The 15,948-nt window shown below is 54.3% G+C and carries 14 protein-coding genes and 1 pseudogene; 8 read left to right on the forward strand and 7 right to left on the reverse strand.

Annotation, left to right across the window (positions count from 1 at the left end; genetic code table 11):
* Window positions 1-3 precede the first annotated feature (3 nt).
* The 5 genes from ACR0E6_RS07265 (at window position 4) to ACR0E6_RS07285 (ending at window position 4,887) form a co-directional block, all read left to right on the forward strand.
* On the forward strand, window positions 4-951 hold the full coding sequence (locus tag ACR0E6_RS07265) for an alpha/beta fold hydrolase (protein ID WP_480581969.1): 948 nt from the start codon (window positions 4-6) through the stop codon (window positions 949-951).
* Window positions 952-1,315: 364 nt separating this feature from the next.
* Complete coding sequence (locus ACR0E6_RS07270; protein WP_480581971.1) at window positions 1,316-2,362, forward strand: DUF1214 domain-containing protein; 1,047 nt, start codon at window positions 1,316-1,318, stop codon at window positions 2,360-2,362.
* A 131-nt stretch (window positions 2,363-2,493) separates the two neighbouring features.
* Window positions 2,494-3,435: a DUF1254 domain-containing protein gene (locus ACR0E6_RS07275; protein ID WP_480581974.1), complete on the forward strand. Its 942-nt coding sequence runs from the start codon at window positions 2,494-2,496 to the stop codon at window positions 3,433-3,435.
* Window positions 3,436-3,481: 46 nt separating this feature from the next.
* Window positions 3,482-3,763 carry a DUF3302 domain-containing protein gene (locus ACR0E6_RS07280; protein WP_170452293.1) on the forward strand — a complete coding sequence of 94 codons (282 nt, stop codon included), beginning with the start codon at window positions 3,482-3,484 and terminating at the stop codon, window positions 3,761-3,763.
* Window positions 3,760-4,887: an HlyD family secretion protein gene (locus tag ACR0E6_RS07285; RefSeq protein ID WP_480581977.1), complete on the forward strand. Its 1,128-nt coding sequence runs from the start codon at window positions 3,760-3,762 to the stop codon at window positions 4,885-4,887. Before ACR0E6_RS07280 ends, ACR0E6_RS07285 begins: the two co-directional genes overlap by 4 nt.
* A gap of 491 nt (window positions 4,888-5,378) precedes the next feature.
* Here the strand turns inward: ACR0E6_RS07285 and ACR0E6_RS07290 are convergent, their stop codons facing one another.
* Window positions 5,379-5,702: a 5-aminolevulinate synthase gene (locus ACR0E6_RS07290; RefSeq protein WP_170556606.1), complete on the reverse strand. Its 324-nt coding sequence runs from the start codon at window positions 5,700-5,702 to the stop codon at window positions 5,379-5,381.
* Window positions 5,703-6,278: 576 nt separating this feature from the next.
* Between ACR0E6_RS07290 and ACR0E6_RS07295 the strand changes: the two genes are divergently transcribed.
* On the forward strand, window positions 6,279-7,046 hold the full coding sequence (locus ACR0E6_RS07295) for an inositol monophosphatase family protein (protein WP_480581980.1): 768 nt from the start codon (window positions 6,279-6,281) through the stop codon (window positions 7,044-7,046).
* Window positions 7,047-7,052: 6 nt separating this feature from the next.
* Here the strand turns inward: ACR0E6_RS07295 and ACR0E6_RS07300 are convergent, their stop codons facing one another.
* The 6 genes and pseudogenes from ACR0E6_RS07300 to ACR0E6_RS07325 form a co-directional block, all read right to left on the reverse strand.
* On the reverse strand, window positions 7,053-7,619 hold the full coding sequence (locus ACR0E6_RS07300) for a histidine phosphatase family protein (RefSeq protein ID WP_170660750.1): 567 nt from the start codon (window positions 7,617-7,619) through the stop codon (window positions 7,053-7,055).
* 2 nt (window positions 7,620-7,621) lie between these two features.
* Window positions 7,622-8,695 (reverse strand): ABC transporter ATP-binding protein, encoded by a 1,074-nt coding sequence (locus tag ACR0E6_RS07305; protein WP_480581983.1) that lies wholly within the window; start codon window positions 8,693-8,695, stop codon window positions 7,622-7,624.
* Window positions 8,692-10,503 (reverse strand): ABC transporter permease, encoded by a 1,812-nt coding sequence (locus tag ACR0E6_RS07310; RefSeq protein WP_480581986.1) that lies wholly within the window; start codon window positions 10,501-10,503, stop codon window positions 8,692-8,694. The genes ACR0E6_RS07305 and ACR0E6_RS07310 overlap by 4 nt, the downstream gene beginning before the upstream one ends.
* Window positions 10,504-10,908: 405 nt before the next feature.
* A complete protein-coding gene (locus ACR0E6_RS07315; RefSeq protein ID WP_480581990.1) occupies window positions 10,909-11,949 on the reverse strand; it encodes an ABC transporter substrate-binding protein in 1,041 nt (346 codons plus the stop codon).
* Window positions 11,950-12,738: 789 nt separating this feature from the next.
* A pseudogene (locus ACR0E6_RS07320) lies at window positions 12,739-13,023 on the reverse strand (DDE-type integrase/transposase/recombinase); the annotation flags it as partial.
* 52 nt (window positions 13,024-13,075) lie between these two features.
* Complete coding sequence (locus tag ACR0E6_RS07325; protein WP_480581992.1) at window positions 13,076-13,783, reverse strand: IS6 family transposase; 708 nt, start codon at window positions 13,781-13,783, stop codon at window positions 13,076-13,078.
* On the opposite strand from ACR0E6_RS07325, the gene ACR0E6_RS07330 reads away from it, so the two are divergent.
* Both ACR0E6_RS07330 and ACR0E6_RS07335 read left to right on the forward strand, forming a co-directional pair.
* A complete protein-coding gene (locus ACR0E6_RS07330; protein WP_480581995.1) occupies window positions 13,782-13,964 on the forward strand; it encodes a hypothetical protein in 183 nt (60 codons plus the stop codon). The genes ACR0E6_RS07325 and ACR0E6_RS07330 overlap by 2 nt on opposite strands.
* A gap of 157 nt (window positions 13,965-14,121) precedes the next feature.
* On the forward strand, window positions 14,122-15,933 hold the full coding sequence (locus ACR0E6_RS07335) for a BCCT family transporter (RefSeq protein ID WP_480581998.1): 1,812 nt from the start codon (window positions 14,122-14,124) through the stop codon (window positions 15,931-15,933).
* Window positions 15,934-15,948: the final 15 nt, after the last annotated feature.

The raw sequence follows: 15,948 nt of genomic DNA on the forward strand, positions 1-15,948 counted from the left end.
TTATTGCTCCAAGTATCTTCGGGTCTGGCGCTATATCTCTCAAAACAAATGCAACAAGAGTACTTCGCCAGAGAAATGGAACAGAGAGTTGCAATAAATGCGGACAGGCTGTCCTACGCCCAAGACGGCGAAGGAGAGCCCGTGGTCTTTGTTCATGGATCGAATGCAGATCATCGGGTTTGGGATGCGCACCGTGATCTAATCGCCCCACACTACCGGATGATCAGATTGACGATGCGTTACTTCGGAACAGGTGCGCGGCCAGACGACGGAGAGAATTTCAGCATACAAGTCCTTGCAGATGATCGCGCCGAGTTCATTCGAAGTCTGAAGCTTGAACCGGTGACACTTGTTGGGTGGTCTTTGGGCGCAGGGGTTTGTCTAACGATGGCAGTACAGCATCCAAGGCTCGTTAAGCGCATGTTCCTTTACGAACCCGCGTTGGCAACGTTTGTTTCTGACGAGGAAAAAGCCCAAGAGGCTCTAAACGATCGAGTCACAATGAGCGAGAAAGCTCGCATTCTAGCCGAAGCAGAAAACCTTGAAGGTACGGTTCAGCAATTCGTGGATGACGTTAACGCGCAGTATGGCGCATTTAATGGGCTTCCCGAGGATATTCGGGGGATGATGGTTGAGAATGCGAGGATGCTGCCGCTGCTCTTCGCCGGACCTCCGGCACCACCAGTTTTAAGCCAAGATCTGCAGGAGTTGGCACTTCCTGTTGCGATCGCTTTGGGTGCTCAAAGCCGCACTTTCTACCAAATTACCACTCGTGCCGCACACTCGTTGATCCCATCAAGCCAATTGAGAGTGATCGAGAATGCCCGGCACTTGTTCCCCGTTCAGAAGCCGGAAGAGTTTTGCATAGCGGTGTTGGACTACTTGAAGCACGATGTACCTGCCGAGACGAGGTGGGCCTGTTTAACGCTCGTCGCGCTAGATATCACATGACAGTTTAAACCATCTAAAAAGTCTGTTCTGGGCCCGATGCGGACATTGGCCTGAATATCGCGAACGGCTGCAATGCGGATGAAACGGCCATTCGCCGCAAGTTTGCCAACGACCGCTTTTGGGGAAGCCAGTCGAAGGCGGCGGTATATGATCAACAATGGTGCCGAAACTTGGTGAGACAAAGGCTCATTCTTGAAGGGTTTTGGGCCACGTCAAACTCATCCGTTTTCTACGGACATACAACTCCCGTATGAATTGTGCGTCACAACAGCACCCAATCCCCAGAAGTTTGACCTAGATTGGCTCAGTGTTACGTTCAAGGTGATAAACTCGAAATCACTGGATCAAGAAGGTACGAAACGACATGTTGATACGCAAGCTGTGCAATCTGATATTGTTTCTGCCGTTCTTTGCTGTTCCTGCATTTGCTCAGGACACCATCGAAAACTATATCCGCGAGTATCCCAACCAGGAACAGGTGCGCATGATGCAGCGCTGGCTCGAAACCAACGAGCCGGGCAGCTTTCAGTTCACGGGACTCGTCGATCCCACCGATGACACGGTGATCACGCCCCAGGCGACGGTAAATTACGGCTATAACTGGTTCAGCCTGTCCGAAGGCCCGGCGATCATCCACACGCCGCAATACGACCGCTACTTCTCGGTGTCGATTTTTGACATGAAGCACAACATACCGGGCGTCATCGTGAACCCGGATTTGCCGATCCTGCTGTACCGGCCCGGGCAAACCCTGCCCGAGGGCGACTTTCACAAACTGGCCCTTGAGACCGACCAAGGGCTTGCCTTCACCCGCATGGTCGTCGTCGACAATCTTGACGAGGTCATGACGCTGAGCGGTGAGATTGTGATGGAAGGCGGCCAGGGCGACATGGACCGCGACGTGCAGCGGTTCTCGCCCAATACAGAGGCGGCGGCGCTGAAGCTGATCGAGACAGCGGTGCCGCTGGTGGATACCGACAAGCTATTCGGGTCAGTTTCCGGTGACGTGGGCGAAATTCACGCCGCGGTCGGCGTTTTTCAGGGACAACTTGGCACACCGTCCAACGTGGTGAGGTACGGCCTACTGGCGTTTGATGAACACGGCCAACCTTTTAATGGTGATGACACATATGTTCTGACCGTGCCTGCAAACATCGTCGAAGATGGCGGTTACTTCTCCGTCACAGTTTATGCCTCCGCCAACAAGCTGCTGATCCCGAACGATAAGGGCATCTACGATCAAACCAGCTATACAGCGGAGCCGAATGAAGACGGCACCCATACCGTGACGCTCAGCCCGTCCGGCGAGGGGCAGAACGGCATCCCAACCGGAACGCCGTTTTACGGCGTCCTTCGCGCCTATGTTCCGGTTCCCGGCGCTGACTTAACAGTCGAGGTTCAAACAAAATGAAAAACGCATCCAGCAAGTTCTACAAGATTGCAGCCGCCCTGCTATGCAGCACTCTGATCGCACCAGCGGCGGTCGCGGATATCCCGGACATAGACAGTTCCGGCTGGTCCACCGATCCGAACGATTACGGGATGAGCGCCGCCGAATATATCAATGCAGATAGCCGGGCGTTCTTTGCGAACTTCATGGGCCGCTCTGGCATAAACCAATTCTTTCACTTCACGAACCTGTCTACCGCCGACGACCGCTGGGTCGTTTCGCCAAATAACGACACGATCTATTCGATTGCAATCGTTAACGCGCGACAGGGGTTTACGCTGGATGTGCCAGATGTGGGCGACCGGTTTCTATCGATCCAGATCATTACGGAAGACCACATGACGCCGTTCTACCTGTACGGGGACGGTCAATACACTTTCTCGTCCGAGGATTTCGAGACCGATTTCGTCGCTGTTGGCATTCGGACAGGAACAAATGCCACGGCCGACGATGTGCGTTTGGTGACTGAAGAACTTCAGCCACAATATGCGATTTCAGGCGCCGCGCCAGAGGATGATCTGCCAAGCTTTGACGCGGAGGCACTTGAAAGGGTGCGGGCCGCCCTGCTGGCTGAGTATTCCAAGCTGCCTTCATCGTTCGGTGCGATGCAGAAGCGGGTCGCCGATGTCGAGGACTGGGAATATTTCACCTACGTCACGGCAGGCGCCTGGGGTTTGTCAGCGGACGAAAACGCAATGTACGCTATCGGTGGTCCTGAAAACGCTGTGGGAGGCGCTTGCTACACTGCAACTTTCCCGAAAGTGCCAGTCGATGCATTCTTTTCCATCACGGTATATGGGCCGCAGAAATACTTGATGTCGGACACGGATAGCATCGTCAGCTCAAACCAGGGCGTTGTCAGCAACGACGACGGCTCGTTTGACGTTGCATTCGGTGGCGAGGACTGTCGCGCACTTGCTCCCAACTTCGCCTTCACACCCGAAGACGGTTGGAACCTGCTGCTTCGGGCATATCGACCGGATGTCGAAGAATTTCGAGCCTACCGTGTTCCGGAAATTGTTCCGGCGAATTAGACCAACATAGCTCGGTGGGCACAGCTAATACAGGGAGGCATTTAGAGTGAGCGGCTTGGACATTTTTGCGTGGGTCGTGCTTGTCATACTGATCCTCACAGCCATCGTAGGATTTGTGATCCTGGCAATGTTACCGGGGAAAATCGCGAAGCAACGCGAGCATCCCCAAGCAGATGCGATCAATGTCGCTGGCTGGGTGGGAGCGATTACTTTTGGCATATTTTGGCCGCTTGCATTGATTTGGGCATTCACAAAGTCGCCGCTGCAAACAATAACGAATTCAGCAACCGAAGCTGAAACCAGTGCTCGGTCGAAAGGCGCGTCATGATTGTCTTCCTGACCCTCATATATGTTGCTGTCCTTTTCATTCTTGTAAAACTCAAGGTTCTTCCAAACTCCAAGGCGACGTGGCTGTCCACCATTGGGTGGATGGTTATCCTGCTCATCTTCCTTTTCATTCCCATGCAGTGGGGTGCACCCTCCGGGCCGGTCAAGGTTCTAACCAGAGCAGTTTCAATCGTGCCTAACGTTGCTGGCGAGGTTGTCGAGGTCGTGGCAGAACCGAATGTTCCGATGCAAGAGGGTGACGTGTTGTTCCGTATTGATCCGGAACCCTTCGAAATTGCGGTTGAACGAGCGCAAGCAACTGTTTCACGTGTCGAGGCACAAATTCGGCAGGACCGTGAGAACCTTGCGTCCGCCGAGGCGCAACTGCGTCAGGCAATTGCGCAAAGAGACTTGGCTCAATCACGCTTTGAGGATGATAGTAGGCTTGTCGAAAGCGGGGCTATTTCGGAAAATCGGCTTGAAACCCGTCAATCCAATCTCGAAGCGGCACAAGGCTCGGTTGATCAAGCACAGGCGGCCGTGTCTCGGGCACAGGTCGAACTCGATGCCCTCACACCGGATGGCGTTGTCGCTAAGCTTGCGGAGGCGCAAGCGGCGCTTGATCAGGCGCAGTGGAATCTGCAAGAGACAATTGTCCGTGCTCCTTCGGAAGGCTTTGTGAACAACCTTGCCATCACAGAAGGTCAAAGAGTGGTATCGTTCCCGTTTTCGCCCGCGGGAGTGTTCGTTGACACTGCTGAAAAAGCCTTGGTCGTTCAGGTACATCAGATCTACCTCCGCTATCTTCGGCCAGGTCAACCTGCTGAAATTGCCTTCAAGATCAGACCGGGAGAGCTGGTAACCGGCACGGTGGATACGATCTTCGATATTTCTTCACAGGGACAAGCTCAAGTCAGCGGAACTGTCTTTCAGGCTGGGGAGATCGTAAGCGAGCCCTTCATCGTTACCATTATTCCGGACGACCCTGATGTACTGGCATCGATTCCTCCGGGCGCAGCCGGTTTGGCGGCGATGTACACTGATTCAGCAGCGGCAACGCACGTGATCCGCAAAGTAATTGTCAGGATGAATTCGATCCTGAATTACATCAGACCAGGACTGTAGGCGCACGGACGCCACTCGAAATTAGTACATTCGCTAGGTGTTTTCGGCAGAACCAGAAATATTTTAGCCATGCTTAGCCCGTCATTAGGGCTGTAGAAACATCTCAAATTCATGCTAGCGCGATAGTTGACCTGTGTAGCAACCAGGAACCGACTCGATTTGCCGCTGGCATAGCCAAAATCCCCGATCAGAGATCCACTTTTTGCATAGGTCTTATCGAGAAGTGCTTTGTATGTTGCAAAGCAAGAGACTTTGAGGACCGACCCCTAGCGCTAAAGTGGAAGCGGACATCGGTACAAGCTGCAGCATTTGTCACTTTGGGCTCGAAGCAGCCATTCACTACAGTTTGTATGAGTGTCCGCTCTGCGTACAAAGCCGTCGTTGCCATCAGAACATTTAGAGACTGCTGCCGCCCCCATTGCACACCCATTACGCAAACAAGTCATCGTTGGCCCGAGCGTAGCGTGTAGAGCTGGTCACCTACAATCCGGTCAGTGTGAGACGATCGCGAGCCCGGCGAATATGAGCGCGCCGCCTGCCCAATCTCGCGGCTCTAGTCCCTCGCCGATGCTGTAGGCGTATGTCAGTACGATCAGCGTCTCGAGCGCGATTATTATTAGATACAGCTCGGAAAGTGGGACTATGCGCATCAGCACCACCTCAGACTGAGTTGCGGCCAGAAAACCGAGAAGGATCAGAGCGAGCGCCACCGCCGTCCATTCGGCTGAGGCCAATTTCATTCCGATTGTTGCAACGCCATATCCCGCTGCCGCAAAGACGGCCAAAGCCAGTGGCTTTAACGCTAGAAAATCCATGTTTCAAATCCTTCACCGTGCGCGAAAAAAATAACATACTTCAAATAACCAGCATTCTCCGCACAGGATTTTAGCATGCTTATGATGGCACATCAGTGAAGGCGGTTACATTATTTTAGCGAAATGAAAGCGGGTAAGAGTATTGCTCATTCAGAAGAAGCGAGTGGCTGCTCCCCTTTTCGAAACGAATCCTGCGCCTGACCCACAGTCTAAAAAGGGCTCGGTGCGGTTATTCGCCTGAATATCGCGAGCGACCGCTATGCGGACAAGGCAGTCGCTAGATTTATGGTCGGTCAAAGGTTTTATGGGCTTAAGCTGTACCGTCGGAAATTAATCGGCTTTGGGCTACAACGCGCTCAAAGCGGGCCTTCACGTAAGAGACATCAAATGCATAGGTCCGCTGTCCACGATTAGTTTGGGGCTTCATTTCGTTGTCGTAATATGTATCTGAAGAAACCGACGAAACGGGTTTCAATGTTGCTTAGTGGTGCTGACCCCCGGCACCGCCTATTGTTCATAATCAGAAACAGAATTTAACGGCAGGAGGGTCGAGTGCATAGCATCTCTGATCGAAGTATGTTCGCCACCAAATTGGCTGAAGAAGCAGGTGCATTGGCTATAAAATATTTTGGCAATAGAGACACTCTGGTGGTGGATGCAAAGGGTGCTCAGGATTGGGTCAGCGAAGCCGACCGGAATGTCGAGACGTATGTTCGCGAAAAAATAGCCGAGGCCTATCCCGATGACGCAATCTTCGGAGAGGAGCACGCTGCGAAATCAGGGTCCAGCGGGTTTGACTGGGTAATAGACCCAATTGACGGCACCACGAACTTCGTAAACGGCATTCCGGCGTGGACGATCGTCCTGGCGGTTGTTTCAGAGGGACAAACACAAATCGGTGTCATTCACGAGCCGAACGTGGCTGAGACCTATGTCGCCATGCGGGGGGCGGGAGCAACGCTCAACGGGCAGCCAATGCAGGTCGCATCAGGCGTCGATATGGCAAGCGGGACCGTCTCGGTCGGATATTCGAACCGCATCGAAGCGGCAAAGGTGATACCAATCATTTCAGCCATCATCGAACGCGGGGCCATGTATCATCGCAATGCAAGCGGCGCGCTGTCGCTTGCCTATGTCGCAGCAGGCCGGCTGTTGGGGTACGTCGAAGAGCATATGAACGCGTGGGACTGTCTTGCCGGTCAGCTGTTGATCACAGAGGCGGGCGGCGTCGTCGAAGAACAGGACGCGAATGAAATGATCCGCGATGGTGGCCGTGTCATTGCCGGTACGCCAAAGATCTTTGATGATCTCAAAGCAATTTGCGAGAAGGCGTGGCACGTCTGATTTGCGTCAGGCGATAGCCCGCCAGCCGGGGTTGCAGCACAGCGTGTCCAAATCAGCGCTCCAGAAATGCCCCTGCCCAGGCTGGTCGTGCTGGCGATCAATCCGCACCCCGGAGAGATGACACCACAGCAGCGTCCCAACCGCGCCGTGGGTTACGATGGCAAGATCACCACCATCGTGCGCGTCCATGATTGACGTGACTGCCCCGACAATCCGGGCCTGAGCATCTGTCGCGGTTTCCCAGCCGCGAAAGCTCACATCGGGTGCAGCGAAGAATGCATCGGCGGCGGCTTCGAACTGGTGCGGTGGCAAGAAACCGGTGGCACTGCGGTCATTTTCGCCCAGCGCCGGGTTTACCTTCACCTCAAGGCCGTGCGGTTTGGCCAGGATCGCAGCTGTCTGTTCTGCCTTGCGTTCGGTGCTGGACCAGATGGCGCTGACCGAGGCCATGATCGGCGCATTTGCAAATGCTTCGGCCCGGGTGCGGCCCACCTCACTCAGTTCCCAGTTGGTGATTGCGATCTCTGGGTTCACGACCACTTCCGGGTGCGAAATGATAACGAGTTTCGGCAATGTCAGCCCTTCGGCAGCAAAACCGGTCCCCGGTCTGCAAAGGCCATTTTGACGTCAGCGCCCGGTTTCAACGGATCATCCACGTCGTCCTGCACGGCAAACACCTGTCCGAATGCGCCGGTCAGCGTATATTCCATGCGCACGCCGACATAGGTAGCTTTGGAGACTTTTGCCGGGATGCCGGTTTCGTATCCGATCAGGATGCGGGACGGACGCACCGCCAGCGTTGCCGGACCCACGGGCAAATCGCGAGAGGGCAAGCTGTGGCGGTGACCTTCGATGTCGATTGTCGCCTGATCGCCATCGAATTCGACGATTTTGCACTCGATCAGGTTCGCTTCACCGATGAAGTCAGCCACGAAGCGGTCGATTGGTGCGTCATAGAGTTGCCGTGGTGTGCCGATCTGGGCGATGGCGGCGTTACGCATGACGACGATCTCGTCGGACACGGCAAGCGCTTCCTCCTGATCATGGGTTACATAGACAACCGTCAGTCCGAGGTCCCGCTGAATGGAGCGAATGTCTTCGCGCACCTGTCGGCGCAGTTTGGCATCGAGGTTCGAAAGGGGTTCGTCAAAGAGCAGCACCTGCGGTTCCAGCACCAGCGCGCGGGCGACTGCGACACGTTGTTGCTGGCCTCCTGACAGCTCGCTAGGCAAACGGTTGTCGAAGCCCTTGAGGCCCACCAGTTCCAACCCTTTGAGCGCGCGCGATCTGGCCTCGCTCTTAGCAAAGCCGGAGAATGTCAAACCGTACATCACGTTTTCCAGCACGCTCATATGTGGGAACAGGGCGTAAGACTGAAACACCATAGACACATCGCGATCGGTCGCGGGCAGCTTGGTCACGTCGCGATCGCCAATCACGATCCTGCCCGAGCTGGCCATCTCCAGACCGGCAATCATGCGCAGCGTCGTTGTTTTGCCGCAGCCCGATGGTCCCAGCAGCGTCACCAGTTTACCTGCTTCCACATGCAGGTCGATGTTGTCGACGGCCACGACATCTTTGCCAAATACTTTTGACACTCCTTCGAACCGAACCGGCGCGGCTTTACTAGCAATGTTGGTATCCGTCATGTCTTTCTTTCCGCTCCGATCTGGGTGCGCCGTCCGATCTGCACGCGGCCCACGAGGAATTGCAAAAGCCCTACAGATGCCAGCATCACGAAGATCAGCGTGGTGGAATAGGCGATGGCAAGGCCGTAGTCATTGTTCTCGACGCGCCCGATGATGTAGCTGGTCGCCATGTCGTATTCGGCCGATACCAGAAAAATGACTGCCGAGATCGCGGTCATCGCGCGGACAAAACTGTAGACGAGTGCCGCTAGGATGGCGGGCTTGAGCAGGGGCAGGATCACGCGACGGAACGTCTGCCACGAGTTTGCACCCAGAGTCAGCGAGGATTCATCAAGCGACCTGTCCAGTTGCGACATGGATGCAATGCCCGCACGCACGCCGACGGGCATGTTGCGGAAAATGAAGCTGATCACGAGGATCACACCAGTGCCTGTGATTTCAATCGGGGGAACGTTGAAAGCCAGGATGTAGCTGACCCCGATGACGGTACCGGGAATGGCGAAGGACAGCATCGTTCCGAATTCGAAGGCGTTTTTTCCGGAGAAATTTTGGCGCGTGAGCAAGTAGGCGGTCACCAGTCCTACAGCTGCCGTCAGCGGAGCCGCTATGGCCGCAATGCTGATGGTGGTCCAGAAACTGTCCCATGCGGCACCCGTCCAGCGGATACCTTCCTCTTCAAAGCGAACTGAGAAGGCGGTGAAATAGTGTTTGAAGGTGAGCGTGTTGTTGACACCCCAAAGCTCAACGACGCTGCCGTAAATGATCATGCCGTACACAACCGCTGTAAACAGCGCCCAGATGGTCGCGATGGCCAGCACGGGTATTGCCAGCCCATTGGGCATCAGCGGATGCACCCCGGCGTCCCCCTTGCCGGAAACGGTGGTGTAGCTTTTCCTACCGAGCCAGGCGCGCTGCGCGTAAAAAGCAGACAGCGTGAAGAAGAGCAGTACCATGGCCAGCACGGCGGCCCGACCCTGATCATATTGCGCGCCGACGATGGCAAAGAATATCTCGGTCGACAGAACGTCAAAATTACCGCCTAGAACAAGCGGGTTGCCGAAGTCGGCCATGCTTTCGATGAAGCCGAGCAGAAATGCATTCGCCAGACCGGGTCTCATCAGGGGCAGCGACACCGTTCGGAAGGTTTGCCACCTATTGGCGCGCAGCGTTTGGGCGGCTTCCTCCATCGACGGCGACACGCCTTCGACAACACCAATCAGCACCAGAAATGCGATGGGAGTGAAGGCCAGCGTCTGGGCGATCAGGACGCCCGGCATTCCATAGAGCCACCGCGACGGTTGCACGCCAAAAAGATCAGCGAAAAAGACTGTGACCGACCCGGACAAACCGAAGAGTAGGATCAAGGCCAGCCCGATTACGAAGGGAGGCGTGATTATTGGCAAAACAGTCAGCGCGCGCATCCCACGCTTGAACCGAAACCCTGACCTGGTGACCACAAGTGCAAAACAAAGTCCCAGAACCGTGGTGATCAGGCCGACGAGAATGGCCAAAAAAAGGGAGTTCCACGCGGCGCCGCATTTCGCACCCCAAAAACACCCCAATCCCCAGAGACGATCATCAAAGAACTTCGAGGCAAAAACAAATACCGAATAGGCGCCGTCTTCGGTCACAAAGGCCGAAAACAGCATGTTGGCAATTGGAAAGAACACGAAGGCGGTGACAATTGTAATGACACCGCCGATGGCGCTGACGACAAACACATCACCGTTGACTGCACCGCGCGCCGCGATGCCCTGCGTGAGCAGGAACAGGAAGGCCGACGCACAGAACATCGCGCCATACCCCATGCCGAACTGTCGGATTTTTGGCGCGCCAAACAGGGCCTTGAGCCAGTCGAAGTTGAAGCCGCGAATGCCGATCCCGAAGCCTTGCGCAATCAGCCAGCCAAAGCCCAGTGCACCCGCAAGTATCAGGATCTTAGCGTAGATCGGATCAGATTTAGGTTTCCCAAGCACCAGAATTGGCAATGCCAGCGGTATCAGCAAGGGTGCAAGCCAGAGCTTTTCACCCTGCCCGATCAGAAATAGAGCGGGCGCAAAATCTTCGTCATACGGATAGCCGTTAAAGAGCCATTCAAATGACCAAAGGCCATCCTCAACCATGTACCATGGCAGCAGGACGTAGCCGACCCACCCGACAATGATCCAGAAGATCAATACCGGGTGGGTCCTGGTTTTCGCAGTGTCAGTCACTTACTGCGGCAGAACCGAAACGTCTTCGTCCCACTTTTGCAGCAGACGCTTACGTTCATCAGAGGAGCCGTACTTTTTGAAGTCGTAGTCAATCAGCTTGATCTGGCTCATATCCGGGGCGCTTTCAGATGTTTGCGCACCCTTGTTGGACGGAACCTGGAAGGCATTGACTTCAAGCGCGAGGTTTTGCGCTTCGGCGCTCAGCGCCCAGTCGTAGAACTTTTTGGCTTCTTCTTCGTTGCGAGCGCCTTCAATGATCGACATCGAACCGATCTCGTAACCAGTGCCTTCGCACGGGGCGACAACCTTTACAGGGAAGCCCGATACCGCCTGCTTGACCGCGTCATGCATGAAGACAATGCCTATCGTGTTCTCGCCACGACCCGCGGCCTTGATGGGCGCCGAACCGGATTTGGTGTACTGATTTATGTTGGCGTGAAGGCCTTTCATGAACTCAAAGCCCTCGTCCTCGCCAAAGATCTGCACCATCGACGCCAGCGTCGTGTAGGCAGTTCCGGACGAATTCGGGTTCGCCATCTGAACGTGCCCTTCATACTCAGGCTTGAGCAGGTCCTTCCAGCAGGCGGGTTCAGGCAGGTTGTTGGCCGCCAGGAGGTCAGAGTTGTAGCCATAGCCCAACGCACCCGAATAGATACCGATGGTCTTGTTGCCAGCACTTTCGGCCTGTGAAATTGCCCAGTCATGCAACTGGTCACGCATGGGCGAGACATATTCCATAGTTAAACCTTCTTCGGCGGCTTGAAGGTGCGGGTCACCAGTGCCGCCCCACCAGACATCTCCTTTTGGGTTTGAGCTTTCCGCACGGATTTGCGCAAAAGTCTCGCCAGAGGATTTGCGAGTCATGTTCACGTCAATGCCGGTGGCGTCCTCGAAACTGCGCGCCATCAGCTGGCACCAGTCTTCCTGCGCCGAACAGTAGAATGTCAGCTTGTCGGCTTGCGCAGCACCCATGGAAGCGGCGAATGCGATCAGTGAGCCAGCAAGTGTGTTTGTCAATTTTTTCAAAGTCTTTCCTCCCATAGCTATCCAGCTTCCAGCTTTGAGCCGGGAACTGTCATGTCACCTGTGAGGGCGGCCACGCTTAATTGTGGCATCTTCTTATTTCACCGGTCTCGGTACGGCTTTTCCTCTTTGTGACTATGTAAGTCTGACCACTCTAACACTTGTTTCGCAAGGATTTTTGCAGAGCCACAAAATCAGTGCGATCCAAACGAAGCACCATTGCAAGCATTATTCAAAGGAAGATCGCAAGCTCACCCATAGCCTTCGAATGCGCGGAGCTTGATACTTGCGCCAATTGGCGAATGTGTTCTGGGCAATCAGATGGATTAGCGGTCATACAGATTTTGCCGCGAATGTTGAAAGCTAGCTTCCGATTTTGACCCCACTTGTGATGTGTGGGTTCACGCAGTGAGTGCGTTCTCATCGCGCTACTTGACCGAGGAAATTTACCCTCCGAACGTCAACAATGGGCTCGGAGCGGGCCTTCGCTGCAGTTGGCCCTAGCGGCAGCTTTGCGCTTCATCGCAGACGTTCGAGGTCGAAGACTTGATATCCAACCCCAGGTCGCTGGAAAACGCCCTCGCTGGCGTCAGAACCGCAAACGATCTTCCCTTCTTGGTCGTTCGGGTCGATAGTTGCCTTGGCGCCGGCCGGTGTAAGGATCTGTATCGAGATACCTCCCTTGGCTACGACGCATGTATTCAGCGAACTGGGTCAGGGCATCTACCTGATCATCTTTGACAGCATCCGGAAAGGTGCTGTCAGACAAATTCGAACCAGTCTCAGTTTGCCGCGTAAACCGCGAACCTATCCGGAACAAAGTTGACGCCACTCGCTAAGAGCGGCGGCGCGTGTCAGCTTGAAGGTGTCTCGGCTTGTAAGCGATCTTTCCTGGTTGAAGTGGTTGTAGACGGAGGAATGGACGGAGGCGAATTTCTGCAAACTTCGCATGCGCCTGAAACGCTGCATTGCGCGTTCGCGTCGTCGGAACTGCAAGTGCGAATTCTCAACCCGGTTATTGAGCCACCGGCCCGTCTGTTGTTTTTCGAGAGCACCCAAATCTCTAAGCGCCGCCTTGTAGGAAGCGAAGCGGTGCTGTCAGACGAATTCGAACCAATCTCAGTTTGCTGCGGAATCCGTGAACCTATCCGGAACAAAGTTGACGCCACTCGGCCAGGGCGGCGGTGCGTGTTAGCTTGAAGGTGTCTCGGCTGGCTAGCGATCTTTCCTGGTTGAAGTGGTTGTAGACAGAGGAGTGGACGGCGGCGAACTTCTGTAAACTTCGCATGCGCCTGAAACGTTGCATCGCGCGTTCGCGTCGTCGGAAAGGAAGATGTGAATTCTCGGCGCGGTTGTTGAGCCACCGGCCCTTCTGTTGTTTTTCGAGCGCGCCCATTTCTCTGAGCGCAGCCTTGTAGGAAGCGAAGCGATCTGTGACGATCTCTTCGGCGCAACCGTGCCGCTTCATCAATTTCTTGAGGAATTTCAGTGCTGCAGCTTTGTTTCGACGTTTGGTGACAATGGCTTCAAGCACCTCGCCTTCGTGATCAACCGCGCGCCACAGGTAGTGCCGCCGACCGTTTACCTTTAAAAAAACCTCGTCCACGTGCCACTTCCATTTTGAAAATGCTCGGAGTTGCTGAACCCGCTTTCTTCGGATCTCAGCAGCAAACATCGGCCCGAACTTGTTCCACCAATATCGGACAGTTTCGTGGCTCACGTCGATGCCTCGCTCATGCAACAGATCTTCGACATTCCGAAGTGAGAGCGGGAATCGGATGTACAGCATCACCGCGAGGCGGATGATCTCGGGACTGGTTTTAAAGTACTTAAAAGAGGCAGGATTGGTCATGGGCAAAAGCTACGCAACCGCCCTGCCCGCCTCAAGCCAAGTTCTTCTGACAAGACCCGTGCAGCAGATCTTCGACATTCCGAAGCGAAAGCGGGAAACGGATGTACAACATCACTGCAAGGCGGATGATTTCGGGGCTGGTTTTGAAGTATTTGAAGGAGGCAGGTGTGGTCATTCCTAAATGCTACGCAACTGCCCTGCCCCGCTCAAGCAAAGTTCTTCTGACAAGACCAATCCCGCTGCTACACTCCTAATCTGGCTAAAACTGAAATAGTCTGAAACCCAGCGACTGACACCGCGGCGTGCAAAGCAGTCAATTTATGTAAGACCGGGAAAACATGGCGCTTGAAGAACCTTTCACAGAACTCAAAATAAGAACTCAGGGAACTGGCTTTTACAAAGGATATAGCCTGCCGATTGCGCTGGTAAGCAAACTTTCGGTTTCTCTGCTCGTTCTCTGGGCGCTGGTTTGGCCACTATCTGCGAACGATACACTGCGATCCTGGAAGTCAGGAGTGCTGGCCGAGTTCAACACATTCTACAACCTTTCCGTTGGATTATTTGTTTTTTTCCTTTTCCTTATCGCGCTCATACCTTCAACCGGCCGGATGAGGCTGGGTTTAAAAGATGAGAAACCGGAATTTTCAAACTTCTCTTGGTTTTCGATGATGTTTGGGGCGGGTCTAGGCGTGGGCCTAATGGTCTATGCAACTGCCGAACCACTTGGCCTTTGGGAAACAAATCCCTTGACTATTTCCGGGGAAGTCGCTCCCAAAAGCGAGGACGCTATTGATGGAGCCTACCGCTATACCTTTTTGCACACCGGATTTCACGCCTGGGCAATATACGTCGTCACCGGCCTTAGCCTTGCCTATTACGCGTTTACAAGAGGCATGCCGCTAACAATCCGCACCGCACTGACCCCATTGCTTGGAGAATACTCAAACGGTGTTGCAGGCCATGTAGTCGATGTACTCGGCGTCGTTGCGACAATACTCGGCGTGGCGGTAACGATCGGCTATGGCGTTTCTCAATTGGTGGACGGTGCGTTTCTAATTACCGGCGCGAATTGGCTTGTTGAAAAAGACGTAACCAAAGTGATCCCGTCGACCGCCGGCCTAATTACGGCGTTGATCGTTGTTATGATTATGTCGACACTCTCCGCCGTCTCTGGCGTTGGGCGTGGTGTCAAATACTTGTCAAATATTAATCTTCTCTTTTCACTTGTATTGCTGGCGGTATTCATTGTTTATGGTTCATTCGCTTTTGCGGCGACGACCTACGCCACAGCACTGGTTGACTATATCAAAAACTTTGTCCCGCTGAGTTTCCAAGCTTTTCGACCGATTTCCGAAGGCGAGTTTGGCTCCGTATTGCCAGCGGAGGCTGCGCCCTTTGTCGGCGAACTCTTCGCGGGTGCAACTGATCCATGGGGAACAAAAGCAACCTATCTTGAGGGTTTGAGCAACGATACAGCCGATCTTTCTGACGCGACCAAGACTGCAGCTTATGACGCGGGCACACGAGGCAGGTTGTTCGGATGGCAGGCCGGATGGACTACATTTTATTGGTCATGGTGGATCGCGTTTTCGCCCTTTGTCGGCCTTTTCCTAGCGCGTATCTCCAGAGGGCGAACCGTACGCGAGTTCATATTTGGCGCGGTCATTGCCCCGTCCCTCGTTTGTTTCGCGTGGATGGCCATTCTGGGTGGAGCGGCCATCGATCTGGAACTAAATGGGAATGCAAGTGGATCAATCCTCGCAGCTTCAACGACGGCAACCCTGTTCGTCACATTGGGGGAAATGATATCGGGCAACTTGCTCGCGGTAGTGAGTGTCATGTGTGTGCTCTTAACAATGACATTCCTTGTCACGTCCGCCGACTCTGGCATCCTTGTGATGAACACGATCATGTCCGGCGGGTCTGAAAACACCGGCCTTCTTCATCGTATCCTTTGGGGTGTTCTTCTGACTCTTGTAATTGGAACTCTGCTGATCGCTGGCGGCGGCGGATTGGAAGCATTGACCAATTCGATGATCATCGGGGCATTGCCGTTCAGCGTCGTTTTGCTACTGATGTGCGTCTCTCTGGCCAAAGCAATGATCAACGACTTGCGCCGATTGAACCACAAGACTCGGACGGGTTCGTGATTGCCCGTGGCTAGT

The sequence above is a fragment of the Ruegeria sp. AP12 genome (assembly GCF_056540025.1).